Raw genomic sequence first — 25,590 nt, 5'->3', positions numbered from 1 at the left:
ATGAGAAGGGTGATTCCGAGAAGTCTGAGAAGGGCGACTCGGAGAAGTCTGAGAAGGGTGATTCCGAGAAGTCTGAGAAGGGCGACTCGGAGAAGTCCGAGAAGGGTGATTCCGAGAAGTCTGAGAAGGGCGACTCGGAGAAGTCCGAGAAGGGCGACTACGAGAAGTCCTGGAAGGGCGACCACGGCAAGGGCGACCACGGTAAGGGCGACCACGAGAAGTCCTACTCGGAGAAGCCGAGTGGCGGTGTCCACACCGGTGGTGGCGCGCTGGCCATGGCCCTGAATGATGACTGGGGTCAGGAGAAGGGTGACTCGGAGAAGTCTGAGAAGGGTGACTCGGAGAAGTCTGAGAAGGGTGACTCGGAGAAGTCTGAGAAGGGTGACTCGGAGAAGTCCGAGAAGGGTGACTCGGAGAAGTCCGAGAAGGGTGACTCGGAGAAGTCCGAGAAGGGCGACTCGGAGAAGTCCGAGAAGGGCGACTCGGAGAAGTCCGAGAAGGGCGACTACGAGAAGTCCTGGAAGGGCGACCACGGCAAGGGCGGCTACGAGAAGTCCGGGAAGGGCGAGAAGCCGAGCGGCGGTGTCCACACCGGTGGCGGCGCGCTGACCATGACCGTGGCCGATGACTGGGGCCAGGAGAAGGGCGACTACGAGAAGGGCGGCCACGACAAGTCCGAGTGGAAGAAGGAGAAGCCGAACGGCGGCGTCCACGCCGGTGGCGGTGCTCTGGCCATGTCAGGCAGCAGCCTGGCTGCCGGCTCGGTACTGATGCTCATCGGTCTCGGCGCGGGGGCGTACCGGCTGCGCCGCACCGGGTCGGGCGTCACGGCGGCCTGATGGGGCCGAACCACTAGCAGTTCGTTTGCTGCCGCGGCCGCCGTCCCTCCCGGGCGGTGGCCGCGGCGATTGCCCTTTCCGCACCACAGACTGTTCCGTCGCCCGCCCGTGCCCCACCGGCGCACCCCGTAACGCGAAAGGCCCGCTCGTATGGCCGCCCAGCAGCCGTCCGGTACCGCTCCCGCCCCCCGCCCTTTCGGCCGCGCCCTGATGTGGCCAGCTGCGGCGGTTGGGCTGGGTTTCCTCCTTGTGTACAACTCCTTCACCACCCCGGCAGAGGCCCCTCCGCCGGCCCGCGCCATGGATTCCGCCCCCACCACACCCGGGGCCGCCGCCACGCCGGCCCCGCCGGCCGGTCTGGCGTTGTCCCGTTCCGCCCCGAAGCGGCTCTCCATCACGGAGATCGCCGTCGACGCGCCCTTCACACCGTTGTCCATCGGTTCTTCCGGACAACTGGACGCGCCACCGGGAGACGACAACAATCTGGTCGGCTGGTTCCAGGGGGGTCCCACACCTGGCGAGCGCGGCACGTCAATCGTCGCGGGTCATGTCGACACCAAGACCGGCCCGGCTGTATTCGTGGAGCTCGGCTCGCTCAAGCCCGGAAGCACGGTCGACATCACCCGCGAAGACAACACCGTCGCCACGTTCAAGGTCGACTCCGTCGAGACCTTCAGCAAGGCGCACTTTCCCAATCAGCGGGTCTACGCCGACACGCCCTCCCCGCAGCTGCGTCTGATCACCTGCGGAGGCGAGTACGACAGGAAGGCGAAGGACTACACGGACAACGTGGTCGTGTTCGCCCACCTCGACTCCACCAAACGCGCATGAACCGATGTGCGGAAAACCGGGACCTCGGCCGCACAGCACGCGCAGCGGAAGGATACTGGGGGTCCGGCACGGATCGCCGACCGCGGGAGGCCTTGTGGCAGAACTACGTCGGCTGATCGTCCTGAGGCACGCCAAGTCCGCCCGGCCGCCGGGGATGGAGGACTTCGACCGTCCGCTCGCCGAGCGTGGCCGCGGGGACGCCGCTGCTGCCGGTCGCTGGCTGAGGGATGCCCACTACATTCCGGACCTCATGATCTGCTCTACCGCTGTCCGGGCCCGACAGACCTGGGAACTGGCCGCCGAGCATCTCGAAACCCAGCCATCAGCGCGCTACGAGGACCGCGTCTACGATGCGCACTTTCACGCGCTGCTCGGTGTCGTAGGTGAAACACCCATATCCGTAGGCACATTGCTGCTGGTCGGCCACAACCCGGGAATGCAGGAGCTGGTGCTGGCACTGGCCGCTGAGGCGCTCGGCGACGCCCTGGAACGTGCCCGCGAGAAGTTCCCCACCAGTGCCATCGCCGTTCTCACCTGGCGCGGCGCCTGGTCCGAGCTCGCCCCCGGCACGGCTCTGCTCACCGACTTGGCAGTGCCTCGGGGGACTTGACCGGTACGGGGAGCCTTGGTGACCCGGAGAACAGGCGTCAGTCGTCCTTGGCGGCCTTGAGCTTGTGCCACACCGTGCTGAGCGCTTCGAGGTCCTCCGTGTCGAGGAGGTCGGTGAAGACCGGTGCCAGGCAGGCGCGTCGCGTGGCGTCGGCCTCCTCGAAGAGCTGGTGACCCGCCGGCGTGAGGGCCACTTCGACGGAGCGCGCGTCACGTGGGGACGGGGTGCGGCTGACAAGACCGCGGCTCTGGAGGGCGTCGACGACCCGGGACACCTGGCTGCGGCTGAGCATGGTGCTGTTGCCGAGTACGGAGGCCGGAACAGGATCCGGGTTCGAGGCGAGCCAGAGCATCACCTCGAACCAGGAGACCGGCAGGTCGTGGGCCTTGCTCAGGGCGCGGTCCACGCGTTCGGTCAGGACGGTGCCGGCCCAGACCAGTCCGTAGAAGGCGTGGTCGGCCACGGGCATCGCTGCCTGGGTGAGCTTCCTGGTTGCCATGGGCAGATCCTACCTGTTGCGTGTGCACGCACAGAATGGTTATGGTGTGTGTACACGCACTGAACTGCTCAGTGTCATGGACGAAAGGCTGCACCATGTCTTCCAAGGTTGTTCTGATCACCGGCACCTCCTCGGGCATCGGCCTGGCCGCGGCCGTTGCCGCCGCGCGGGCAGGCTGGCGGACCGTCGCGACCCTGCGCGACACCAGCCGCGCCGACGCACTGCGCAAGGCGGCCGCGGATGCCGGGGTCGAACTCGACATCCGCCGGCTCGACGTCACTGACGAGGCCTCCGTCGCCGCCGCGATCGAGGGCGTCATCAGTGACCACGGCCGCCTCGACGCCGTGATCAACAACGCGGGTGCCGGACACCTCGGCACGCTCGAGAACGAGACGGTTGCCGATGTGCGCAAGGTCATGGAGGTCAACTTCTTCGGCGTGCTCCATGTCTCCAAGGCGGCACTGCCCCACCTTCGAGCCTCCGGTGGCCGTCTGATCACCGTCACCAGCGTCGGCGGGGTCGTCGGGCAGCCGTTCAATGAGGCCTACTGCGCCGCGAAGTTCGCCGTCGAGGGCTACATGGAGAGCCTGGCACCGGTGGCAGCCAAGCTCGGTGTGACCGTCTCCGTCGTCGAACCCGGCGCTGTGGCCACCGAGTTCGTCAGCAACATCGGTGTCGACCCGGAGGCCGCGATCGCCGCGGCAGGTCCGTACGCCGATGCGATGCGGGTCTACGTGGACCGCACCATCTCGCAGTTCCTCAGCGGCGCGCAGACTCCGGCCGAGGCCGCCGATTCGGTACTCGAGGCGCTGACGGCGGACCGGCCCGCGTTCCGTATCCAGACATCCGACTGGGCCCGCGGCTTCACCGGCATCAAGCTCACCGACCTGGACGGTTCGGCGGTGCTCGGCCTCACCGGCGGCTGGGTCGGCTGACCCTGCCCCGGCGGACGCCGACGGCATGGCGGTGTGGCTACCAGGTATCGACGTACGGCCGCCGCGCCGCGCCGTCCGGCTCCGGCGACCAGGCGTCCAGCGCTGCCAGGATCCAGCGCCGCGAGTCCGCCGGGTCGATCACCGCGTCGATCTCCAGCGCGGCCGCCGCGTTGACCGCCTTGCCGTGCTCGTACAGCTCCGCGACGCGGGCGTCGAAGGCCTGCCGGCGCTCCTCGGGATCCTCGATCGCGGCCAGCTCGTTGCGGTAGCCGAGGCGTACCGCACCCTCCAGGCCCATGCCGCCGAGCTCGCCGCTCGGCCAGGCGGCGGTGGCCAGCGGGGCCCGTGTCGAGCCGCCCATCATGGCCATCGCGCCGAGTCCGTACGCCTTCCGCAGGATCAGGCAGACCAGCGGTACGCCGAGATGGGCGCCCGTCACGAAGAGCCGGGAGAAGTGGCGTACGGTCGCGGTCCGTTCCGCGTCGGAGCCGACCATGAACCCGGGCGTATCGCAGAGTGAGACGACCGGCAGGCCGTGAGCGTCGCACAGCTGCAGAAAGCGGGCGGCCTTGTCGGCGGCGTCGCTGTCGATCGCGCCGCCCAGGTGCCCCGGGTTGTTGGCGATCAGGCCCATCGGACGACCCTCGATCCGTACCAGTGCGGTGATCACGCCGGTCCCGAAACCGCGGCGCAGCTCCAGCACCGATCCGGTGTCGGCGAGCCCCTGGACGGCCGCCCGGATGTCGTATGCCCGGCGCCGGTTCTCGGGCACGGCATGCCGCAGCGCGCGCGGATCGGGGGAGTCCCAACTGCCTTGCGGACCCTGGAAGTACGAGAGGTACCGGCGCGCCACCCGCACCGCATCCGCCTCGTCGGCGACCGCGATGTCCACGACGCCGTTCGGCACCTGGACGGAGAGCGGACCGACCTCCTCGGGCCGCTGCACTCCGAGCCCGCCGCCCTCGATCATCGCCGGGCCACCCATGCCGATCGTCGCCTCGGGCGTCGCGATCACCACATCGCAGCAGCCGAGCAGCGCCGCATTGCCCGCGAAACAGCGCCCGGACGCGATCCCGATCAGCGGCACCAGACCACTGAGCCGTCCCATCTGGTGAAACGTCATGAGATCCAGCCCCGCGACAGCTGTGGTGTCCGTATCGCCGGGCCGCCCGCCGCCGCCTTCCGCGAAGAGCACCACGGGGAGCCGCCGCCGCTCGGCGAGCTGCAGCATCCGGTCGGTCTTGCGGTGGTTCTGGTGCCCCTGAGTGCCGGCGAGCACCGTGTAGTCGTACGACATCGCCACGCACGGAGTTCCCTCGACCGTCCCGGTGCCGGTGACCATGCCGTCGGCGGGCGTGGAGACGATCAGGTCCTCCAGCGAGCGGCGGCGGCGCTGGGCGGCGATGGCGAGCGCCCCGAACTCCCTGAAGCTGCCCGGGTCGCAGAGTTCGTCGATGTTCTCTCGGGCGGTGCGGCGGCCGATCCGATGCCGTTTGGCGACCGCGCCGGGACGGTTCTCGTCCAGGCCGACCGCATGGCGGCGCAGCGACTCGGCGAGATCCGGGCGTATGCGGTCGAGGTCGACGCCCACCTCGAGGGGCCCGTCATCGGCAGGTTCGTCCCCGGCCGGGTCGAGCAGTACCAGCGACTGTCCCGCTGTCACCGTGTCGCCCACCGCCGTCGGTACGGACCGCACGCTCCCGGCCGCGGTCGCCCTGAGGACATGCTCCATCTTCATCGCCTCGAGGACGAGCAGTTGCTGCCCGGTCCGCACTGAGTCTCCCGGAGCGACATCGACCGCCACGACGGTGCCGCTCATCGGTGCCTCGGCGGTACTCGCATCGGCGGCCACCGCGCCCGGGAGGTCCGAGAGCCTTTCGAGGAAGCCGGTGTCCGTGCCGCCCGCGGCGAACTCCGGGTCCGCGAGTACCGCCCGGAGCAGCGGAATCCCGGTTCGTACGCCCTCGATCCCGAACTCGCCGAGCGCCCGGGCGGTCCGCTCGCACGCCGCCGCGAAACCGGCGCCGGCCGGCACCCGGGCGATCACCTTCGCGAGGAGAGGGTCGTACCGGGTGCCCGTCGTCAGCCCCGCACGCGTCGCCGTGTCCACCCGTACGCCGGGGCCTGTCGGTACCTCGAACCGGCTCACAGTCCCGGGTTCCTCGGCGTACACCCGGGCCTGCACGGCGAAACCGCGGGGTGGCGGAGGCTCGGTGAGACCGAGCGACTCCAGCGTCTCGCCCTGAGCGAGACGCAGTTGTACGGAGACCAGGTCCACGCCCGTCACCTCCTCGGTGACGGTGTGTTCCACCTGGAGCCGCGGATTGGCCTCGATGAAATGGAACTCCTCACCGGCGAGGAGGAATTCGAAAGTCGTGAGCCCGGTGACGCCCGCCTCCCGCGCCATCCGCAGCGCGGCGACCAGCAGCCGGTCCCGCAGCTGCGCGGGCAGGGCGGGCGCCGGAGCGATCTCGATCAGCTTCTGGTGGCGGCGCTGGGCGCTGCAGTCCCGCTCCCACAGATGGGTCACCGACCCGGTGGTGTCGCCGAGGATCTGCACCTCGACATGGCGGGCACCCTCCAGCAGCCGCTCGACATACAACTCGCCCCGCCCGAAGGACTGCAGAGCCTCCGACCGGCAGCGTTCCCAGGCTTCCGCAAGATCGCCGAGGGCATGCACGGCCCGCATACCGCGCCCGCCGCCTCCGCCCACGGCCTTCACCATCACCGCCCCGCCGGGACCCAGCCCAGCAAGGAACTCCCGCGCCTCCTCCAGGCCCGTCGCCCCGCGCGTCCCCGCGAGCACCGGCACACCGACCCGCTCGGCGAGGACCCGCGCCCGCGCCTTGTCGCCGAAGAGCGCCAGCACCTCGGGCGACGGCCCCACAAAGCCGATTCCCGCCTCCGCGCAGCGCGCGGCGAAACCGGCGTCCTCGCTGAGGAAGCCGTATCCGGGGTGCAGCAGGCCGCAGCGGGCCCGCCGCGTCGCCGCCAGCACCGCCCCGCCGTCCAGATACGCGGCAGGTCCCGACCCCGGCAACGGCGCCGCCTCGTCGGCCAGTTGGACATGCTGTGATCCCGCGTCGTCCTCCGCGTACACGGCCGCGGTCCGCATTCCGGCCTCGGCGGCGGCGCGCAGCACCCGTACGGCGATCTCTCCGCGATTGGCGACGAGTACGGCGGCAGAACCCATGAGTTCCTCCAGAAAGGGCGGCGCCGCCATGCTCATCGGCCGATTCCGCCTGCGCAAGGCCCCCGACGTTCAAGATCGGACAGAGGGAGCCCGCGGAACGAGCCACTCGTACGCGGCCTGCGCCGTGAACTCGCTCTGGCCGCCCGCGAAGAGCAGCCCCGCGGCCTGGAACGCCGGGTCTCCGGCCGTCGCCGGGACGTAAGGGACGGCGATGCAGCGCATACCCGCGGCGTGCGCTGCCGCCGCGCCCGGGGCGGCGTCCTCCAGCACCACGCAGTCGGCGGGACCGGCGCCGAGGCGGCGCGCGGCCTCGAGGAAGACGTCGGGCTCGGGCTTGCCCTGCGCGACCTCCTCGGCCGAGACGACGATGGGGATGAACGCGTCGAGACCCGTACCCGCGAGCACCGCCTCGATGGCGGCACGGGAGGAGCCGGATGCCACCGCCATCGGCACTCCGTCCGTGTGGAGCCGCCGCACGAACTTCCACATCTCCGGGAAAACGTCCGTCGAGGCACGCGCCAGCTCCAGATAGTGGCGGTTCTTCGCGGCGAGCAGCTCCTCGACCGGCACCTCGATCCCGTACTCCCCGCGCAGGATCTCCAGCGTCTCCCGCGTCCCGATCCCGATGAACCGGGTGTGGTGCTCCCAGCTGAAGTCCGCCACGCCGTGCTGGGCCAGCAGCCGGCGCCCCGCTTCGTAGTAGTTCGGCTCGCTGTCCACCAGTGTTCCGTCGAGATCGAAGATGACCGAAGTGGTGCGCGAAGTGCTCATGCGCACCAGCATGCCAAGGCGCGGTTCGACCGTGCCAAGGCGGTGCTCGTCCGTGTCAGGACCGTGCCGGCGTGGAAAGGCTCGGTGCCACCCGGGCGATGACGGTGCTCAGCGTGATGTACCGGCGGCCCGGCCCACCGACTCGACCAGCGGCAGCAGCCGGTACGGAACGCGCTCGCGCAGTGCCATCTCGGTCCGCGTACGCACCACGCCCGGCAGCTGGATCAGCCGCTGGATGACATCCTCGAGATGCCCGTTGTCCCGTGCGGCGACGCGCGTCAGCAGATCACCGCCGCCGGTGATCGAGAACGCCTCGATGATCTCGGGCACGGCCGCGAGCGCGTCGCCGACCTCGTCCAGATGCCCCTGCGTGACCTCGATATGGACGAAGGCCAGCACTGGGTGCCCAAGAGCGGCGGGGGAGAGGTGCGGGCCCGTGCCGGTGATCACGCCGTCCCGCTCCAGCCGGTCGATCCTGGCCTGCAGGGTGCCGCGCGCGATGCCGAGGATCCGGGCGTACTCACGCACGCTGGTGCGCGGCCGCTCGATCAGCAGCCGCAGGATGCGCGTGTCGAGTGTGTCCACCGCCATGGCCCACTGGCCTCCCTCCGGCCCGAGCTCCTGCCCTGCACTGTGCCAACTGCCCAGTCTATCGCGATCCAGTTGAGCCACTGGGTGCGGTAATGCCAACCACCGCGGCGAGAGGGCGAGTCACTGCTCGCGCATGCCCCACGGTGAGCCGTACGCGGTCAGCAGGTCCAGGAAGGGCCGTGCGGGGAGGGCTTCGGGGCCGAGGACGCCGCTGCCGGACCAGGTGCCGGCGGCGATGAGTTCCAGCGCCACGACGGGGTTGATCGCCGTCTGCCACACGACGGCCTGGCAGCCGTACTCGCGCATGGACCACTGGTTGTCGACCACGTGGTACAGGTAGACCTCGCGCGGGCGGCCGTCCTTGGTGCCCTTGACCCAGGTGCCCGCGCAGGTCTTGCCGTGCATGCGTTCCCCGAGGGCTGCCGGGTCCGGCAGGCAGGCGGCGACCACGTCCCGCGGCGATACGTGGACCGTGCCCGAACCGTCCGCCGCGGGCACCGGCACCGGATCGGTGCGGTCGAGGCCCAGCAGGTGCAGCGTCCGCAGCGTACGGATGAAGTCCTCGCCGAGGCCGTACTTGAAGGTGACGCGTCCCGCCTCCACCCAGCGTGGCACCAGCAGGACCTCTTCGTGCTCGACGTTGACGCACTCGACGGGTCCGATTCCCTCGGGGAAGTCGAAGACCTCGGGTTCGCTGAAGGGTGCGGTGGTGAACCAGCCGCGGCCGGCCTCGTAGACGACGGGCGCGTTGAGGCATTCCTCGATGGTGGTCCAGATGCTGAACGAGGGCGCGAAGTCGTAGCCGTCGACCGTGAGGTTCGCTCCGTCGCGGATACCGATCTCCTCGATCTCGTCGAAGAGTTCCTCGGCGGCGTGGCGGGCGAAGACGTCGGACATTCCGGGCTCGACACCGATGCCGACCAGGGCGAGCAGCCCGGCCTTCTCCCAGTCCGCGGCCCGCTCGAACTGGGCGTCGCCGAGCTTGACGCCGCACAGTTCGTAGGGGCGCTCCGGGTGCGGGCGGGACAGCGACATCGCCATGTCCAGGTAGTGCGCCCCGGCGGCCAGGGCCGCCTGGAACAGCGGCATCACGAAGCGGGGGTCGGTGGCATTGAGCAGGACGTCACAGCGCTGCTCCTGCAGCAGCGCTGTGACGGCCCCCTCATCGCTCGCGTCGATCCGTTCGGCGCTGAAGCGACCGTCCGGCTCCAGGGCCGCGACGGCGGCCTGGGCGCGGGACAGGTCGTAGTCGGCGACGACCACATGGTCGAAGAACGACCGGCGGGCCGCGATCCGGGTGATTGCGGTACCGACGCCGCCAGCTCCCACGAGAAGAACACGCATGGCCAAACTCCGTTTCCCAGGCACGGTGCGCGGGCGGTCTGCTGGCGCCGATTGTGGACGCGCCGCCCGTCGGATCCGATCCAACGCGCCCGCCGTTGTTAACGTCAACCGCGTTGGCATAAGCTGCGCCGGGTCAGGACGACGGTGGTGGAGGGAGTGTTCCGTGCCCAAGCCTGTGGTGCCGGAAGAGGCCCGGAGGCGGCGACGTCCCACGAAGAACGGTGCGGTCCTCTCGGAGCGGCTGATCGTGGAGACCGCGCTGCGCATGCTGCGGGAGCACGGGAGCGCGGGCCTGACCGTCCGCCGCCTCGGCACCGCCCTGGGGGCGGACCCGAGCACGCTGTACCGGTACTTCAGCGGCATCGACGACCTGACGCTGGCCATCGGAAACATGCTCGTCGGACGGGCCCTGGCGTGCTGGGAGGGCACCGGTGACTGGCGTGCCGACCTGCGGGACCTGGGGCTGCGCATCCATGCCGCGTATCTCGAACATCCCCAGGCGGCAGTGCTGACCGCCAGCCGCGTGACCGGCAAAGGCTATGAAGTCGCGGCTGACGAGACGATCCTGGGGCTACTGCGCACGGCCGGCTTCCCGGACTCCGAGGCGGTCCGGATCTATCACGCGTTCATCGACCAGAGCCTGGCGTTCGCCGCGCTCGACGCGGCTTCGCTGGCACTGCCGGCGGCGGCACGCACGGCGGACGAGGAGGTCTGGCGAGCCACGTACGCCCGGCTGCCCGCCGCGACCCATCCGCACATCGCGGCGACCGCGCACCTGCTGGTCGCCCGGATGAACCACAGTGCGTATCCCACCGCGCTGGAGATGCTGCTGGACAGCGCATCGACCCGGCTTGCCGAAGTACGACGCGGGAGCAGAGGCGGCAGCAGCGGCGGGAGCGGCTGAGCCGCGGCGCGGAGTACACGGTGGCGCGAGATCGTGGAGGCGCTCACCTGGGGTGGGTCAAAGGGCAGTTGGCCTTCGGAGCCGGTTCACCTGGCGGTCGGCGGATCACCGCGCGGTCGGCGGGCCACGATGCCGTAGGCGGGTCACCGTGTCGTCGGCGGGTCACGGCCCGCCGTCGGGGGAGGGCTCGTCCCCGTCGGCCGGGCGGTAGTGCTCGAAGACCCAGACAGCCACCTGGGCACGGGAGGTGAAGCCGAGTTTGCTCAGTATGTGCTCGACATGGCCCTCCGCCGTGCGCCGGGCGATCACCAGCGTGGCCGCGATCTCCTTGTTGCTCAGCCCGCGCGCGACCAGATGGGCGATCTCGGTCTCCCGCCGGGTGAGCGGTGACGCCGGCTCATCCTCGCCGCCCGGTTCCGCAGCCAGGTGCTCCTCGAGCGCGTAGCCGAGCGCCTCTCCGTAAGGGAGCTGGGAACCCTTCCTGACGGCAGTGCGGAAGGCCGCGGCACCGAGGGCCCTGCTGGTGCGCGACTCGCATTCGTCGTGGTACTTGACGAGGTGCCCGTACCCGGACAGCGGCGCGCCGACCGCATGCCAGACGGTCTGCAGGACACCCAGGAGCCGAGCGGCGCGCTCGTAGTGCTCCTCCGTGGCGGCGATCCAGGCCAGTACCTCAAGGCTGACGCCGACCCCCAGTGGATCGTCCAGCGAACGGTTGAAGGCCAGGCTCTCCTTCTCCAGCTCGGCGGCGCGACGTGTGGAGCCCTGGCGCCAGACCTCAATGCCGAGCGCCATCGTCGTGTAGGCCCTGTGCCAGCCCTCTCCGTAGGCGTCGCACAACCGCAGAGACTCCTCCCCGAAGGAGACGGCGCGCGGCGAGTCACCGAGGAACGAGTGGACCAGCGAGAGCCGGATCAGTGCCAGCGCGAGTCCCGCGGGGTCGTTGACGGCCCGGTGCCTGGCCACTGCCTCCTCGTAGTGCCCGATCGCGGATTCGGCGTCTCCCCCATACATGGCGATCATGCCGGAGTACAGCGCGGTGTAGGCAAGTACGGATTCGTCCGCCAGCTGTTTCCCCAGCCTTCCGCTCTCCTCGAGCATGGCGGCCGCCGCGGCGGTCTCGGACTGGATGACGGCCAGCCAGCTGTTGGTCCACAGCGCCCGGGCCCGGACCGGGCTGGGTTCGGTGCAGACGGCGAGCCCCTCGTCCAGCCAGCGCCGTCCCTCGCCGAGGTAGTAACTGGTGATCCAGTGGTAGAGCAGGTCCGAGGCCATGTCCGTGCCGGCCTCGGCCTCCCCGGGTTCGGCGAAGCAGTACTCCAGGGCAGCGCGCAGATTGTTGTGCTCCAGGTGGAGCCGCGAGAACCAGGCCACCTGCGAAGGACCGAACAGCTCGGCATGAGCTTCGCGTGCCAGCCGCCGGTAGTGGTCGCGGTGGAGCCGTTGCAGATGGGCCGTCTCCCCGGCCGCGACGAGCTGCTCCCGGCCGTACTGCCGCAGTGTGTCCAGCAGCCGGTAGCGCACCGTCGAATGGGGCTCCTCTCTGAGAAGCACGGACTTGTCGACGAGTCCGGTCACCACGTCGAGGACCTCTTCGCGGCTGATGCTGTCGCCGGAGCACACCTCCTCCGCCGCCTCCAGATCGAACCCGCCGGTGAATACCGAGGCGCGAGCCCAGAGCAGCCGCTCCTGATCGGTGCACAGAACGTAACTCCAGTCGATCGTCGCCCGCAGCGTCTGGTGGCGCGGGAGCACCGCACGGGAACCTGCGGTGAGCAGCTGGAACCGGTCGTCCAGCCGCTCCAGCAGCTGCTGTACGGAAAGCGCCCGCAGCCGGACGACGGCGAGCTCGATTCCCAGGGGGATGCCGTCCAACTGCCGGCAGATCCGTTCGACCGCTTCACGGTTTGCCTCGGTGACGGAGAACCCGGGCAGGACCGCGCCCGCCCTCTCGATGAACAGCCGTACCGCGTCGCACCGGGCCAGGGACCTGGTGGACAGCCGGGGTTTCTCGGTGCTCGGCAGGTCCAGCGTCGGCACGGCCAGGGTGTGCTCGTAGGGGAGGCCCAGCACATGCCGGCTGGTGGCCAGGATCTTCAGGCCGGGACTGGAGTGCAGCAGGGAGTCGGCGAGCACCGCGCACTGCGGCAGCAGGTGCTCGCAGTTGTCCAGGATCACCAGGATGCGCTTGTCCCGGAGGTGGTCGGTGAGGATGTCGAGTGGCGGCCGGGAGGAATGGTCACGGATCTCCAGCGCTTCGGCGACGGTCTGGGCGAGCAGCCCGGAATTCTCCAGGCCCGCGAGTTCGACGAGCCACACGCCGTCCGGGAACGCCGACCTGACCTCGGCTGCCACATGTGACGCCAGCCGCGTCTTGCCGACTCCTCCCACACCGGTGAGCGTCACCAGACGCGATCCGGACAGTCTCCTGCGGACCTCGGCCACCTCGCGCCGACGTCCCACGAAGCTCGTCACCTCGGCGGGCAGCCTGCCGTCCTGCCGCCGACGTGCCGAGACGCTTGGTGTCACGACAGCCATCGATTCCTCGGACCGGTCCGATCCACGGAGTACGGGCCGTCCGCGAACCGTGCCGACACCATCCAGCCTATTCCTCCGCGTTCCGGAGATCCCCACTGCGCTCCACCTCCTCCATGCCCGGCGAGGAGGGCCCGGAGAGCCCGAGGCGAGGATAGCCGGGAGAGGGGACGTATCCGGCTCCTCCTACCGCAGGTGCAACCATGGTGTTATGTCCGCCTATGGTGCCAATGGCGCCGGTCCTGACTTTCCGAGAAGCGCCTCTTTCGGCGGCGAGTCCTCGCTGATCGGCCGCCGACAGCAGGTCGCCGAGGCCAAACGCATGCTGCGGCACTCCCGCCTGGTGACCCTCACGGGTGTGGGCGGTGTGGGAAAGACCAAGCTGGCGACAGGAGTTGCCGACGAGGTGCGAAGGGCGTTCCCGGACGGCGTGTGGCTGGTCGAGCTCGGCGCGCTGGAGGACGAAGGGCTGCTGCCGCAGACTGTCGCGACCGGGCTCGGGCTGCGGGACCAGTCGGCACGGCACCCCTCGGACCTGCTCTGTGACCACCTGCGTGACGCTCGTTCCCTGATGGTCCTGGACAACTGCGAGCACATCCTGGACGGTTGCGCGGCGCTCACCGACCGCCTGCTGCGCGCGGCTCCCGGGCTGCGCGTGCTGGCCACCAGCCGTCAGCCCCTGGGCGTGTACGGCGAGTCCGTCCTCTCGGTGCCCGCACAGGCCGTGCCGGAACCCCGTCGAGCGCTCCGCCCCGAGGCGGCCGCCCACTACGCGGCGGTCAGGCTGTTCCAGCGGCGGGCGGCGCAGGCGTCGCCGGGGTTCACCCTCGGCCCGGAAAACCTGGAGACGGTCGTCCGGCTCTGCAGGCGTTTGGACGGCATCCCGCTCGCCATCGAACTGGCCGCGGCGCAACTGAAAACCCTCACGCCACAAGAGATCCTCCGGCGGCTGGAGGAGCACCTCGATTTGTCCCCGAAGCGCTCCATGGCGGACCCGGCCCGCCATGAGACCTTGCGCGCGTCGATCGACTGGAGCTTCGATCTGTGCTCTCCGGGTGAGCAGCGGGTGTGGGCGCGCGCGTCGGTCTTCGCCGGGAGCTGCGGGCTGGAGGCGGTCGAAGCGGTCTGCTCGGGTGACGGCATTCCCGAGGAGCGCATCTTCGACCTGGTGGCGGGGTTGGTCGACAAATCGGTCTTCATCCGGGAGGAGCACGGTGCCCAGGTGCGCTACCGCCTGCTGGAAACGATCCGGCAGTACGGCGCGGAGCGCCTGGCCGAGGCCGGGGAGAAGACGGCCCTGCAGCGGCGCCACCGCGACTGGTACCACCAGCTGGCGGACCGCGCGGAGGCGGAGTGGCTCAGTCCGCGTCAGGAGACCTGGCTCGCCCGGCTGCAGAGCGAGCACGCCAACCTCCGTACCGCCCTCGAGTTCTGTCTCAGCGAGCCCGGTCAGGCACGGGCGGGGCTGGAGATCGCCGCGTCGCTGTGGTTCCACTGGCTGTGCAGCGGATTCCTCAGTGAGGGGCGCCACTGGCTCGGCAGGGCACTGGCGCTCGCGCCCGAGGACTCGGTGGCCCGTGGCAAGGCGCTGTGGGTGGACGGCTGGCTGTCGGTGCTCCGGGGCGACACGTCCTCCGCGCTGCCGCAGCTGGAGGAGTGCCGTGCCCTCGCGCTCCGGCTCGGCGATGAAGCCACCCTGGTCCACGCCGAGCAGTTCCTGGGCGGCTGTGTGCTCTACGACGGCGACTTCCGCCAGGCGATCGGCCTTCTGGAAAAGGCCGTGGCAGGTCACCGCGCGGCAGGCGACCGCAACGGCTTGATGACCGCCCTGTATCAGCTCACCGTGGCCTGCGCCCTGTCCGGCGATCTTCGTGCCGCGGATTTCGGGCAGGACTGCCTGGACCTGTGCAATGAGGCACACGCGCCCTGGTCCCGCTCCTACGCCCTGTGGGCGCTCGGCCTCCACCTCTGGCGCCGGGGCGAGCCACACCGCGCGGCGGAACTCCTCCGGGACGCCCTGAACACCCGCCGGGTCGTGGGAGACGGGTGGGGCATCGCCCTGTGCCTGGAGGCGCTGGCCTGGGCCGCCGCCTCGGCCGACGAGGCGGAACGCGGTGCCCGGCTGCTGGGCGCGGCGGACGTCGTCTGGCGTTCCATAGGGATCTCTCGATCGGGGTTCCGGTATCTGGCGGAGGGACACGAGAAGACCGAAATCCGCCTGCGCGGCGAGCTCGGTGAGCGCAGATATGCCGCGGCAGTCCGGCGCGGAGCGAGGCTGGGACGCGACGGGGCGGCGGAATGGGCGCTGTACGGCTCCCCGGCCCCGGCCCCGTGGCCTCCCAGGGAGGCGGTGGCCGGACGGTGAAGGGGGCGGGAACACGGGTTCCGCGGCAGCGCCCGCCCACGCTGAGCCATTCCGTGGTCACCCCGAGAAGCGTTCCGGGCCCACTTCGGGTGGTTCAGGTATCCGATCCGGGGATTTATCCCCTCCCTGCACGCGTGTCGTCGGCACATGATGGTCGGGTCTGTGAGACCGCCCCAGCCGGACGGAGAAGTGAAGGTCCGAGCAATGTGCCAGCACCAGCCACCATGTCCATCCTCGGCCGCGACCGACCATGACGCCGCGCGCCTCGTGGCCTACCACCCCGAGCAGGGCTGGGGCCTCCTCTGCAACGGCGTCACGGTGTTCGAGGACATGGGTGAGCTGCTTCCCGACGACAGGTCCACGGAGGCCGTGGAGGGCAGTGCGGCATGAATCCGTTCATCGATCGCACGCCCCACATCGCGCCTGTCCCGAAGCAGCAGGCGGGGCACGGCGCTCCCCCGGACGAGAGCCCATGTGACGCTCCCCCGGACGAGAACCCATGTGAACAGTCCTGGTTCCTGCCGCCCGAACCGTCCGCGGTGCGCCAAGCAAGCCGGATAGTGCGCGCCCAGCTGGCTCAGTGGGCGCTCCACGAGCAGATCGACGACACGGAGCTGCTCGTCACCGAGCTGGTCACCAACGCCCTGCACCACGCAGGGGGACCGGTCCGGCTGACGTTCCGTCGGCCCTCCCGGCACGGCGGGATACGTTGCGAGATCGAGGACGCGAACCCCGCAGGACCCCTGAGGCGCCAGTCCCGCGAGCACGACGAGGAGGGGCGCGGATTGCACCTTCTGACCCTGCTGTCCCGCTGCTGGGGCAGCCACCGGACAAGCGAAGGGAAGGTGGTGTGGTTCGAGCTGCATACCCGTGTCGGCTCCGTATAGCGGGCCGGACCTTACGACGGAAGGAGGACCAGTCGACGACGCGAAATGACGCAAACGCAAACAGCCTGATGGCCATCGAAATGGGCCCAGGGTCCGGGAGACGAGCTCCATAGCAGCCTCTCGCCCCTGGGCCTCCCGATCGCTCTCCCCGAGCGGCCTGCCGCCTTCTGCTCACACGCGCCGGGGCGCGGACGTCACACGCGCCGGGGCGCGGACGTTCCCTCGGCAGCCACGGGATGCGGTGCCGAGTGTGTCCACCGTCACGGTCCGTTGGCCTCTTTCGGTTCGGGTTTCCTGCCCTGGACTGTGCCAATGGACCAGCCCAATGCGATCGAGTTGAGCCACTGTGGGCGGTGATGCTTTCCTCTGTGGAGAGATGGCGCTGCGCAGCGCCGGAACGGCGACGGAGCCGGACCGGACCCGCGGCGCCTTTGCCATGTCTGAAGTGGGTGCGTGAACAGCAACGGGGGCGGGACGACCATCGTGAAGACCATGACCGGGGTGCAGCGGATGTTTGTGGCCCCGGATCCAGGGCGCGTGCGACTGCGTGTCTCGACGCGCGCCGTACTCGGCGTCGCCCTCGCGGTCGCCGCCGCCGAACTGGCCGGGCTCTCCCTGATCGCCTCCATCACCGGCGGCCTCGCCGCGCTGCTCGCGCTCTTCACCCTCGGCGACCCGACCGTGCGCCGCCAAACCGTCACCACCGCCCTGCTGCCCGCCGTCGGCTTCCCCGTCCTCGCGCTCGCGACCACCCTGCACGAGCTGCCGCTGTTGCGTGCCGCCGCATGGCTGAGCGTCGTTTTCTGCGCCGTCTACGCCAGGCGCTGGGGCCCGCGCGGGCAGGCGCTGGGCATCTTCGCGTTCATGATGTTCTTCGTCACCCAGTTCCTGCACGCGGGCCCTGCGCAGCTGCCGGAGCTGTACGGGGCGGTGGCGCTGGCCCTGACCGCCTCCTCGGCCGTCCGCTTCGGCCTGTGGTGCATCGAGCGGCGGACGCCGCCGGCGGCGGCGCCCGCGCCGCTCCCCGGCCGCGGACTCGCCCGCCCCACCACCCGGCTCGCTTTCCAGGCGACGTTCGCCTGCGGCGTCGCGATCGCCGCCGGGCTGCTGATCTCCCCGGACCGCTGGTACTGGGCCGTCGGCACCGCCTGGTGGATCTTCGTCAACACCGCGTCGCGCGGCGAGACGCTGGTCCGTGGCTTCCGCCGCGTCGTCGGCACCGTAACCGGCATCGCCGCGGGACTGCTGATCGCGATCCCGGTCGCGGGCATGCCCGCGCCGACGGCCGCCCTGGTCGCGGTCTGCGTCTTCGGCATCTTCTACACGGCCACGCCGTCGTACAGCTGGATGATGTTCTTCGTCACCGTCATGGCCGGTCTGCTGTACGGGCTGCTGGGTGTCCTGCACCCCGGGCTGCTGCTCCTGCGCTTCGAGGAGACGGCGGTCGGCGCGCTCGGTGCCGCCCTCGGTGTCGCGTTGATTCTGCCCGTCACCACCCATGCCGCGACCGACGCCTGGATCCGTCGCGCACTGCACTGTGTCCACGGCTGCACCACCGCGGCCGCGCTCCGACTGGCCGGGGACGAGAAGGCCGATCCGGCGCCGCTCGCAGCCGAACTGGAGCTGCTGCTCGGCCGGGTACGCCTCACTCTCGCCCCGCTCGTCCATCCGCTCAGCCCGCTGCGCGCCCGTAAGACGCGCGCCCGCCAGGTGATCGCGCTGCTCGACGACTGCGCCCGTGAAGTGCGTGGCCTCGCCGCCGTCGCCGCCGACCCGGACGCCTCCCACGACGCCCGGCTGGCAGCCGCCTGCCGGCGCGTCGATGCCGCCGTGCACGCGCTGGTGCAGCCCGCCACCCGGCAGGCCGAGGCCCCCGTCGACTCCCTGCCGGCCCCGCAGCACCACCACGGGGCCGAGGCCGCCCTCACGCACCTGCAGGGGCTGGAGCGGGCGCTCGTAGAGCTCGATGCGCCCCTGCGTACCTCTCCGCGCGCCGCACTCGTACCTGCCTGACCTGCGCATTGAGGCAAAGTTGCGAAATGAGGCAATTTCACCTGGCACACACAGGGTGGATCAGTCTGTTCAAAGGGTAACCAGAGCGGCATCCACGAACGTCCCCTCCAGGACCGGGGGTACGCGCCATGCGGAAGTTTCTGCTCAGAGCCCTGCGCCGGACCGGCGCACGGGTGTCAGCGCACGAATGGGCGAATGCTCCGGAGCCGGAAGCACGCTGCCCGATGGGCCACTCGGAGCCGCAGACCGCCGGCCCGCCCGCCACCCGCGGTGAGCTGGCGGAAGAGGCGGAGGAGTTCATCCGGCTGCACCATCGCGAGGAGCCGTCGGCAGGTGACCCGGCCGCCCGGATCGCCGCCGTACACGCGGAGATCGAGGCGACCGGAACCTACCGTCACACCCGGGCCGAACTCGTCCACGGAGCACGTGTCGCCTGGCGCAACAGCAACCGTTGCATCGGCCGGCTCTACTGGCGCTCCCTGCGCATACGCGACCGCCGACATATCGACGACGCCGACTCCGTGGCGCGCGAGGCGGCCGAACATCTGCGAGAAGCCAACAACGGCGGCCGGATCCGCCCGCTCATCACCGTCTTCGCGCCGGACGCGCCGGACCGTCCGGGACCGCGGATCTGGAACGAGCAGCTCGTACGGTACGCGGGCTACGCCAGTGAGTACGGGCCCGCAGTCGGCGACCCGCGCAACGCCGGGATCACCGAGCTCGCCCTCCGGCTCGGCTGGCCGGGCGGCCCGGGCACACACTTCGATCTGCTGCCGCTGGTGATCGAGGACGGGGACGGCAAACCGCGCTGGTTCGAGCTGCCGCGCGACGCCGTACTCGAGGTGGAGCTGCGCCACCCTGAGCAGAGCTGGTACGCGGGGCTCGGCCTGCGCTGGCACGCCGTACCCGCGATCGCGAACATGTGTCTGGAGATCGGCGGAATCTGCTACCCCGCCGCCCCCTTCAACGGCTGGTACATGGGCACCGAGATCGGCGCCCGCAACCTCGCCGACACCGACCGCTACGACCTGCTGCCGCGTATCGCCGAGCAGTTGGGCCTGGACACGACGAACGATCGCTCGCTCTGGAAGGACCGCGCACTGGTCGAGCTGAACCGAGCGGTCCTGCACTCCTTCGATCTCGCGGGAGTCACGGTCACCGACCACCACACCGAGTCGCGCCGCTTCCTCACGCACCTCGACCGCGAGCAGAGCCGGGGCCGGAGGGTGGGCGCGGACTGGTCGTGGATCGTGCCGCCGATCTCTGGCTCCGCGACACCCGTCTTCCACCGGACGTACGACCCGACCCAGTGGCGTCCCGCCTATGTCCACCATCCCGAGGCGATCGCGCGGGCCCGCGGCGAACGGAGCGCGTAGACGGAGTTGGTCTAGACCGCCTGCTACGGTCGGCCGGGCAGCAGGAGAATCAGTGGTGGAGAGGGGAAGCGCTGTGGGCGACAAGAGCGCCGGACGGGCATTCATCGGGTCGTTCACCTCGGCCGGAGGCCGCGGGATCATCGCAGCCACCGTGGACGGGGATACCGGGGCCCTGACGGAGACGGGGGCGAGCGACGCGGTCGCGGACCCGTCGTATCTCGCCCTGGCGATCGGGTCCGGCGGCACAATCCTCTACGCCGTCTCCGAGACGGCCGAGGGCGCGGTGGGGGCGTTCGAGGTGGACGGGCCGTCGCCGAGGCCGATCGGCGGGCGCGTACCGGTGTGCGGCGCGGGACCCACACATCTCGCGATCGCCTCGGGCCATCTGGTGACCGCCAACTACGGTTCCGGCAGCGTCAGCGTGCTCCCGGTCGGGGCCGGCGGCGCACCGGCCGCCGCCAGCGGCGTACTGCAGCACGAAGGCGCAGGACCGCACCCCGACCGGCAACGCGGCCCGCACGCGCACCAGGTACTGCCCGATCCGACCGGGCGCTGGGTGCTCAGCGTCGACCTCGGCACCGACTCCGTACGGATATGCGCACTGGACCCCGGGACGGGCGAACTGAGGCAGCACGGCGAGACCGCGCTGCGCCCCGGCACAGGACCGCGCCATCTCGCCTTCCACCCCGATGGCGGCCACGCCTATGTCCTGAACGAGCTCGAGCCGACTCTCACCGTCTGCCGCTGGGACGCGGACTCGGGCATCCTCGAACCGGTCGCCGAGACAGCGGTGCTGCCGGCCGGCGCGACCCGGCCCAGCTACCCGTCCGGGGTGGTCGTCTCGCACGACGGCCGCCATCTCTGGGCGGCCAACCGCGGCCACGACAGCATCGGCGTCCTCGCGCTCGACAGGACGCACGAGAAGGCGGAGCTGATCACGACGGTGCCGTGCGGCGGGCACTGGCCGCGCGACCTGGCACTGGACCCCACGGGACGCAGGCTGTACGCCGCCAATGAGCGCTCCGGAGATGTCACCTGGTTCGACATCGACCCGGAGACGGGCGTTCCGCGCAGGTCGGGCTCCCTCGACGTCCCCGCCGCCTCCTGCGTGATCTTCGCCTGACCGCCGGGGCACTGCGCAAGGGCCCGCACCCCTCGCGTGGTGCGGGCCCTTCTGCGTACCTGCGGCAGCGCCGTCAGAGACTCGGCGAGCCCTGAGGCTGCGGCGCGATACCCAACGCCGTCGCGTACTGCGACAGCACCAGCTTTCCGATCGCCGGGTAGGCCCCGAGCGCCTCGGCGGCGGCACAGCCCGCCTCCTTCACGGCCGAGTCGAGCAGGCCATCGGGCAGCTCGGGGCCCACGAGGTACGGCGCCAGGGCGAGCTGCACCGAGCCGGAGCCGCGCAGCTGCTCGGCGATCGCGCCGACCGCCCCCTCCTGGTCCAGCGCGGCGGCCATCACCGGCACCGCGAGACGCGCCGCCAGCAGCATGCCGGTGATCCCGGCGGCCTGGACGGCCTCCTCGCCGCCGACCGTGGCCAGGATGATGCCGTCGGCCGCCGTGGCCACGGTGAACAGCCTGGCGCGGTCGGCACGCGCCAGACCGGCCTCCGAGAGCCTGACGTGCAGGGCTTCGGCGAGCAGCGGGTGCGGGCCGAGGACATCGGTCAGCTCGGCGCTCGCGCGGCTGTCCATGACGGCATGGCGGATCCGGCGCATCAGGACGTTGTCGGGACCGGCGAGGAGGGGCACCACAACGGCGGCAGGACCCTCGGGCGCGGCCACTTCACGGCCGGCGGCCTGCGCGATCTCGTACCGCTCGGTGCGCCGGGCGGCGGTGTGCGCGAGGACGACTTCGAGCGTGGGGTACTCGGCGTTGTCCCCGTCGAGATAACCGATGCCGACCTCGAGGCCCGGCAGCTCGGAGCGAGCGATGCTTATGACCTCTTCGGCCAGGCTGCGCGTGGCGGGCACAGGAGCGCCGGGCACGGCCAGCACGAGCGCGGGCGCGCCCTCGGGAGCCGCTACGGGCTCCGGGCGGCGGTGCCGCCCGGTCTGGCGGGGTCGCGGCATTCGTACAGGCAGGCCGGATGCAGGCCCAGTGGGGGAGCTCATGGCGCCGCATGCTACTGGTTTTGGGGGTGCGACTGTTCGGGGAGGGGGCGGTCAAGTGTCATCTGTCCACATTTATCCGATGAATGCAGTACGCCTCAGCTGTCCCGCTCTGTCGGTACGTGCAACAGAGTCGGATGACGCGGCAGCCGCAGTGAACCGGTGGCAAGCGCGGACGCGATGACCAACGAGCCGGCGAGTGGATCGCCGGCCGCTGATACCTGCCGTGCGTACGGCAGTTGTCCGGCAAGCTCCGCCCTCAGCGGTACGAGAAGAGGGGCGCCCATCCTGAACAGCCCACCGGTGAGGGCGACTTCGCACCCCTCGGGCACATCGGTGGCAGGCGGGCAGACGGCCGCGGCCGACTCGGCGATATGCCGGGCGGCCGCCGCGAGGATGCCCGCCGACACCTCGTCGCCGTCCGCGGCGCACCTGCCGACCTCCGGCGCGAAGGAGGCGAGCACCGCGGGCCGGTCGGAGCGCGGGTACAGCATTCCCGGCAGCTCCCGCGCCGGACCGAACACCGACTCCATCCTGGCCAGCAGGGCCGCGGAACCACCACGCCGTCCGTCATGGACGCGCAGCGCGGCCTCCAGCCCGGCCCGGCCGATCCACGCGCCACCGCCGCAGTCGCCCAGCAGATGACCCCAGCCGTCAGCCCGGCGCCAGTCCGACAGGTCCGTGCCCAGCGCGATCATGCCGGTGCCCGCCGAGACGACCGCCCCGGGCCGCTGGCCGAGCGCACCGGCGTACGCCGTGACCGCGTCGGCCGCGAGCGCGAGGTGCCGTACACCCAGCGACTCGGCCAGCGCCGCGGGGACTTCGGCGCGCAGCCGGTCGCCGAGCGTCGCCATCCCGGCCGCGCCGACAGCGACCGCGGACACGGTGCCGCCCCCGGCCCGGTCGAGCAGGGCGCGCGCCATCGGCAGCAGCTGGTCCAGCAGATGCTTCGCGTCGATACCCGCTTCGCCGGTGCGCACCGGCTCGCGCGACACCTCGGTCTCGGCCTTCCCCGGGTTCCCGGCCTCCGCCAGCGCGACACGCAGCCCGGAACCGCCGGAGTCGACTCCGAGCACCCGGCTCACGCTCACGGAAGCTGCCAGTCCACCGGCTGCGCCCCCTGGCGTTGCAGGAGGTCATTGGTCCGGCTGAACGGACGCGATCCGAAGAAGCCGCGGTCCGCGGACATCGGGGAGGGATGCGAGGACTCGATCGCCGGAAGGTCGCCGAGCAGCGGACGCAGATTGCGGGCGTCACGCCCCCACAGCACGGACACCAGGGGCTTGCCGCGTGCGGCGAGGGCCCGGATGGCCTGCTCGGTCACCTCCTCCCAGCCCTTGCCGCGGTGCGCGGCGGGCTTACGGGGCGCGGTGGTGAGTGCCCGGTTCAGCAGCAGCACTCCCTGCCGGGTCCAGGGTGTGAGATCCCCGTTGGCGGGACGGGGGTGCCCCAGGTCCGCGTGCATCTCCCGGAAGATGTTGTCCAGACTGCCGGGCACCGGCCGCACCTCGGGCGCCACCGAGAAGCTCAGCCCCACGGCATGCCCGGGCGTGGGGTACGGATCCTGACCCACGATCAGGACTCGCACCTCGTCGAAGGGCTGCTGGAAGGCGCGCAGCACATTCGGTCCGGCCGGCAAGTAGGTGCGTCCCGCGGCGATCTCCGCGCGCAGGAAGTCGCCCATCGCGGCGATGCGTTCAGCCACGGGAGCGAGCGCATCGGCCCACCCGGGCTCTACAATTTCCTTCAATGGTCGTGCTGCCACGAGCGGTTGTCTCCAGGTGTCGCTTGTGTGTCAATGAGCAGTCGCGGGTCGAGACGCCCCTCCACGTGAAGGGGCGGGAGTGCGATGCTCCCCGGCAGGGGCGTGCCGGGCACGTCTGCCAGCAGGCCCATGGCCTGCTCCCACAGACCCGAGTGGTACCAGCGGTTGAAGGTGCTGCATACCGTGCCGAACGACCCGTACGCCTTGGGCAGATCCCGCCAGGTGCAGCCGGTGCGGGCCTTGTGGAGCATGGCGTCCAGCGCCTGATGGGGCGCCATCGTCGGCCGTCCGGGCCGCGGCGCGGCCAGGACTGGTTCGACCAGAGCCCACGCCTTGTCCGTCAGGTCGGGGACGGTCCTGCCGCGCGAGCGAAACCAGCCGATCACCCGGTCGTCCTCTCTTACCCGCATCGGGACCTCGCCCAGGATTGTGACCCGGACATCGAGCAGGGCCAACACCTCGGCCTGCTCGCCGGGCTGCATGTCGTGCAGCCGTTCACGGGCCATCTGGGCCAGGGCTTGAAGGTCACGGGCCCTCTGGCCGGCGGCCTGGGACTCGCTGCGCCACGCCTGCGCCTCCTCCAGGAGGACGCCCAGGCGGGCTCGCTCCTCCTTCAGCTGGCTGACGGCCGCCATGATGGCGGCGGCTGCGTCCGGCTCCTTGGCGGCCATGACGACGGCCGCAGTGATCGCACTGTCTTGCCCCGCGATCTGACCCTCCAGCTCAGTGACGCGGTCCTCGTGGTTCACGCCGCTGCGCTGGGCCATCTCGGCCCAGTCTCCGGCCATGGCCGTCAGGCGCTCCGGATCTTGCAGCAGGGTGCAGACTTCGCCCCACACGCGGGTCTCCACCGCTTCGGCGTCGATCTGCGAGCAGCCGCATCGGGGCTGCCCTGCGTATGACTCGACCTTGCCGGAGCAGCGGTAGGAGCGACCGTACCGGTCGTTGCGCTTGACGCCCGTGTAGTGCTTGCCGCAGGCGCCGAAGAGGCGCTTGCTCAGGGGGTGGGAGGCCCCATGCTTCCTGAAGGGCTTGCGCGCAGTGCGCTTCATCGCGGCGTTGAGCCTGACCACCTCCTCCTCGCTGAAGATGCGGTCCAGTTCGACGGTTACGGTCTCGCCGTGGACGGGACGCCCGTCGGCGTCCAGCTTGGTGCCGCGCTTCCCGGTGGAACTCGCGGGGCTGCGGTACACCCGCGTTCCCTCTTGCAGGGGTGGGCTCTTGAGGATCTTGCGGAGGCTGTTGGCGGACCAGCGTCCGCCCCGGGGCGCGGCGTGGCCTTCGGCGGCCAGCGTCATGGCGGCCTCGCGCATGTTCATGCCCTCGGTGACCATGAGGCTCCACGCCCGGTGCAGGACTGCGGCGGCGTCCTCGTCGATGACGAGGCGGCTGAGCTTGAGCTTGCCTTTGTCCTTGATGCGCCAGCCGTAGGGAGGGTTGCCGCCGAAGTGGCCACCCTCCTCCGCCTTCTCCTGGATGCCGCTCTGCGTGCGCTCGCGGATGATCTCGCGCTCCTCTTCGGCGTAGTCCGCATCCTTGCGCATCTTCTTGCGGCCCTCTTGAGTGGAGTTGTCGTAGTCGCCCTTGACGACGGCGACGTACACCCCCAACTCTTCCAGCTCCCACACCCAGCGCCAGAAGGCGCGGCCGGTGCGCCCGATGGCGCGGCCTTCTGAGACCACCACCATGTCGAAGGGGCGGGGGTTCTGCCGAGCCTGCTGCATGAGCCGCTCGAGGTCGGGGCGCTCGTGGGCCTCAAGTGAACCGCTCAGCCCTTCGTCGGCGAAGGTGTCGACGTGTTCCCACCCCTTCTCGCTGATGTGCTTGGCGGTCTTCTTGGCCGCGGCCTGTACGCCGTAGCCTTTGGCCTGCTCCTCGGTCGACACCCTGAGATAGTCGACCGCCTTGAGCGTGAGAGTCTTGGTCATGTCGGTCCCTTCGCGACTGACAGATCCCGGTGGTGTTGCTGCACTGCCGGGATCACCCATGTGCGGGCATCTTAGGCTGCGGGTCTGTCA

Annotated in this window: 21 protein-coding genes; 11 read left to right on the top strand and 10 right to left on the bottom strand. The window is 70.6% G+C overall.

Annotated elements, in window-relative coordinates; all coding sequences use genetic code 11:
• The 3 genes from ACWDZ6_RS30420 to ACWDZ6_RS30410 form a co-directional block, all read left to right on the top strand.
• A partial coding sequence (locus tag ACWDZ6_RS30420) for a hypothetical protein (protein ID WP_451505390.1) occupies window positions 1-839 on the top strand: 839 nt, incomplete at its 5' end.
• A gap of 150 nt (window positions 840-989) precedes the next feature.
• The gene (locus ACWDZ6_RS30415) at window positions 990-1,670 is read left to right on the top strand and encodes a class F sortase (protein WP_451505389.1); all 681 of its coding nucleotides are present in this window, start codon (window positions 990-992) and stop codon (window positions 1,668-1,670) included.
• A gap of 94 nt (window positions 1,671-1,764) precedes the next feature.
• The gene (locus tag ACWDZ6_RS30410) at window positions 1,765-2,280 is read left to right on the top strand and encodes a SixA phosphatase family protein (protein WP_451505388.1); all 516 of its coding nucleotides are present in this window, start codon (window positions 1,765-1,767) and stop codon (window positions 2,278-2,280) included.
• 37 nt (window positions 2,281-2,317) lie between these two features.
• Here the strand turns inward: ACWDZ6_RS30410 and ACWDZ6_RS30405 are convergent, their stop codons facing one another.
• Window positions 2,318-2,779: a MarR family winged helix-turn-helix transcriptional regulator gene (locus tag ACWDZ6_RS30405; RefSeq protein WP_451505387.1), complete on the bottom strand. Its 462-nt coding sequence runs from the start codon at window positions 2,777-2,779 to the stop codon at window positions 2,318-2,320.
• Between the two features lie 95 nt (window positions 2,780-2,874).
• On the opposite strand from ACWDZ6_RS30405, the gene ACWDZ6_RS30400 reads away from it, so the two are divergent.
• On the top strand, window positions 2,875-3,714 hold the full coding sequence (locus tag ACWDZ6_RS30400; RefSeq protein ID WP_366735559.1) for an SDR family oxidoreductase: 840 nt from the start codon (window positions 2,875-2,877) through the stop codon (window positions 3,712-3,714).
• A 37-nt stretch (window positions 3,715-3,751) separates the two neighbouring features.
• On the opposite strand, the gene ACWDZ6_RS30395 is transcribed toward ACWDZ6_RS30400, so the two are convergent.
• The 4 genes from ACWDZ6_RS30395 to ACWDZ6_RS30380 form a co-directional block, all read right to left on the bottom strand.
• On the bottom strand, window positions 3,752-6,943 hold the full coding sequence (locus ACWDZ6_RS30395; protein ID WP_451505386.1) for a carboxyl transferase domain-containing protein: 3,192 nt from the start codon (window positions 6,941-6,943) through the stop codon (window positions 3,752-3,754).
• 33 nt (window positions 6,944-6,976) lie between these two features.
• Entirely contained in the window at window positions 6,977-7,678 is a 702-nt protein-coding gene (locus ACWDZ6_RS30390; protein ID WP_451505385.1) for an HAD family hydrolase, read from the bottom strand.
• Between the two features lie 108 nt (window positions 7,679-7,786).
• On the bottom strand, window positions 7,787-8,269 hold the full coding sequence (locus tag ACWDZ6_RS30385) for an Lrp/AsnC family transcriptional regulator (RefSeq protein ID WP_389184517.1): 483 nt from the start codon (window positions 8,267-8,269) through the stop codon (window positions 7,787-7,789).
• Window positions 8,270-8,389: 120 nt separating this feature from the next.
• Complete coding sequence (locus ACWDZ6_RS30380) at window positions 8,390-9,613, bottom strand: saccharopine dehydrogenase family protein (protein WP_451505384.1); 1,224 nt, start codon at window positions 9,611-9,613, stop codon at window positions 8,390-8,392.
• 163 nt (window positions 9,614-9,776) lie between these two features.
• On the opposite strand from ACWDZ6_RS30380, the gene ACWDZ6_RS30375 reads away from it, so the two are divergent.
• A complete protein-coding gene (locus tag ACWDZ6_RS30375; protein WP_451505383.1) occupies window positions 9,777-10,517 on the top strand; it encodes a TetR/AcrR family transcriptional regulator in 741 nt (246 codons plus the stop codon).
• Between the two features lie 162 nt (window positions 10,518-10,679).
• Here ACWDZ6_RS30375 and ACWDZ6_RS30370 read toward each other — a convergent pair whose 3' ends face one another.
• A complete protein-coding gene (locus ACWDZ6_RS30370) occupies window positions 10,680-13,046 on the bottom strand; it encodes an ATP-binding protein (RefSeq protein ID WP_451505382.1) in 2,367 nt (788 codons plus the stop codon).
• Window positions 13,047-13,263: 217 nt separating this feature from the next.
• Between ACWDZ6_RS30370 and ACWDZ6_RS30365 the strand changes: the two genes are divergently transcribed.
• From ACWDZ6_RS30365 to ACWDZ6_RS30340, 6 genes are all read left to right on the top strand, one after another.
• Entirely contained in the window at window positions 13,264-15,417 is a 2,154-nt protein-coding gene (locus ACWDZ6_RS30365) for an ATP-binding protein (RefSeq protein WP_451505381.1), read from the top strand.
• A gap of 204 nt (window positions 15,418-15,621) precedes the next feature.
• Window positions 15,622-15,807 (top strand): DUF5999 family protein, encoded by a 186-nt coding sequence (locus tag ACWDZ6_RS30360; RefSeq protein WP_451505380.1) that lies wholly within the window; start codon window positions 15,622-15,624, stop codon window positions 15,805-15,807.
• Window positions 15,804-16,304, top strand: coding sequence for an ATP-binding protein (locus tag ACWDZ6_RS30355; protein ID WP_451505379.1), 501 nt, complete (start codon window positions 15,804-15,806; stop codon window positions 16,302-16,304). The genes ACWDZ6_RS30360 and ACWDZ6_RS30355 overlap by 4 nt, the downstream gene beginning before the upstream one ends.
• Window positions 16,305-16,814: 510 nt before the next feature.
• Window positions 16,815-18,317, top strand: a complete 1,503-nt coding sequence (locus ACWDZ6_RS30350; RefSeq protein ID WP_451505393.1) for an FUSC family protein — start codon at window positions 16,815-16,817, stop codon at window positions 18,315-18,317.
• Window positions 18,318-18,541: 224 nt separating this feature from the next.
• Entirely contained in the window at window positions 18,542-19,693 is a 1,152-nt protein-coding gene (locus ACWDZ6_RS30345; RefSeq protein WP_451505392.1) for a nitric oxide synthase oxygenase, read from the top strand.
• 73 nt (window positions 19,694-19,766) lie between these two features.
• Complete coding sequence (locus ACWDZ6_RS30340) at window positions 19,767-20,816, top strand: lactonase family protein (RefSeq protein WP_451505391.1); 1,050 nt, start codon at window positions 19,767-19,769, stop codon at window positions 20,814-20,816.
• Window positions 20,817-20,889: 73 nt separating this feature from the next.
• Here ACWDZ6_RS30340 and ACWDZ6_RS30335 read toward each other — a convergent pair whose 3' ends face one another.
• From ACWDZ6_RS30335 to ACWDZ6_RS30320, 4 genes are all read right to left on the bottom strand, one after another.
• Complete coding sequence (locus ACWDZ6_RS30335; RefSeq protein WP_366735570.1) at window positions 20,890-21,810, bottom strand: sirohydrochlorin chelatase; 921 nt, start codon at window positions 21,808-21,810, stop codon at window positions 20,890-20,892.
• Between the two features lie 95 nt (window positions 21,811-21,905).
• Complete coding sequence (locus ACWDZ6_RS30330) at window positions 21,906-22,898, bottom strand: N-acetylglucosamine kinase (RefSeq protein ID WP_451505378.1); 993 nt, start codon at window positions 22,896-22,898, stop codon at window positions 21,906-21,908.
• Complete coding sequence (locus tag ACWDZ6_RS30325) at window positions 22,895-23,572, bottom strand: uracil-DNA glycosylase (protein WP_451505377.1); 678 nt, start codon at window positions 23,570-23,572, stop codon at window positions 22,895-22,897. Before ACWDZ6_RS30325 ends, ACWDZ6_RS30330 begins: the two co-directional genes overlap by 4 nt.
• Window positions 23,554-25,500: a recombinase family protein gene (locus ACWDZ6_RS30320; protein WP_451505376.1), complete on the bottom strand. Its 1,947-nt coding sequence runs from the start codon at window positions 25,498-25,500 to the stop codon at window positions 23,554-23,556. The genes ACWDZ6_RS30325 and ACWDZ6_RS30320 overlap by 19 nt, the downstream gene beginning before the upstream one ends.
• Window positions 25,501-25,590 lie beyond the last annotated feature (90 nt).

This window comes from Streptomyces sp. NPDC002926, assembly GCF_053591755.1.
This window is presented reverse-complemented; position numbering and strand designations above follow the sequence as displayed.

Coding starts and splice junctions, on each gene's coding strand:
- ACWDZ6_RS30335 (WP_366735570.1), bottom strand. CDS start 21,810: ATGAGCTCCCCCACTGGGCCTGCATCCGGCCTGCCTGTACGAATGCCG.
- ACWDZ6_RS30360 (WP_451505380.1), top strand. CDS start 15,622: ATGTGCCAGCACCAGCCACCATGTCCATCCTCGGCCGCGACCGACCAT.
- ACWDZ6_RS30405 (WP_451505387.1), bottom strand. CDS start 2,779: ATGGCAACCAGGAAGCTCACCCAGGCAGCGATGCCCGTGGCCGACCAC.
- ACWDZ6_RS30350 (WP_451505393.1), top strand. CDS start 16,815: ATGTTTGTGGCCCCGGATCCAGGGCGCGTGCGACTGCGTGTCTCGACG.
- ACWDZ6_RS30395 (WP_451505386.1), bottom strand. CDS start 6,943: ATGAGCATGGCGGCGCCGCCCTTTCTGGAGGAACTCATGGGTTCTGCC.
- ACWDZ6_RS30380 (WP_451505384.1), bottom strand. CDS start 9,613: ATGCGTGTTCTTCTCGTGGGAGCTGGCGGCGTCGGTACCGCAATCACC.
- ACWDZ6_RS30385 (WP_389184517.1), bottom strand. CDS start 8,269: ATGGCGGTGGACACACTCGACACGCGCATCCTGCGGCTGCTGATCGAG.
- ACWDZ6_RS30415 (WP_451505389.1), top strand. CDS start 990: ATGGCCGCCCAGCAGCCGTCCGGTACCGCTCCCGCCCCCCGCCCTTTC.
- ACWDZ6_RS30355 (WP_451505379.1), top strand. CDS start 15,804: ATGAATCCGTTCATCGATCGCACGCCCCACATCGCGCCTGTCCCGAAG.
- ACWDZ6_RS30400 (WP_366735559.1), top strand. CDS start 2,875: ATGTCTTCCAAGGTTGTTCTGATCACCGGCACCTCCTCGGGCATCGGC.
- ACWDZ6_RS30345 (WP_451505392.1), top strand. CDS start 18,542: ATGGGCCACTCGGAGCCGCAGACCGCCGGCCCGCCCGCCACCCGCGGT.
- ACWDZ6_RS30390 (WP_451505385.1), bottom strand. CDS start 7,678: ATGAGCACTTCGCGCACCACTTCGGTCATCTTCGATCTCGACGGAACA.
- ACWDZ6_RS30320 (WP_451505376.1), bottom strand. CDS start 25,500: ATGACCAAGACTCTCACGCTCAAGGCGGTCGACTATCTCAGGGTGTCG.
- ACWDZ6_RS30365 (WP_451505381.1), top strand. CDS start 13,264: ATGTCCGCCTATGGTGCCAATGGCGCCGGTCCTGACTTTCCGAGAAGC.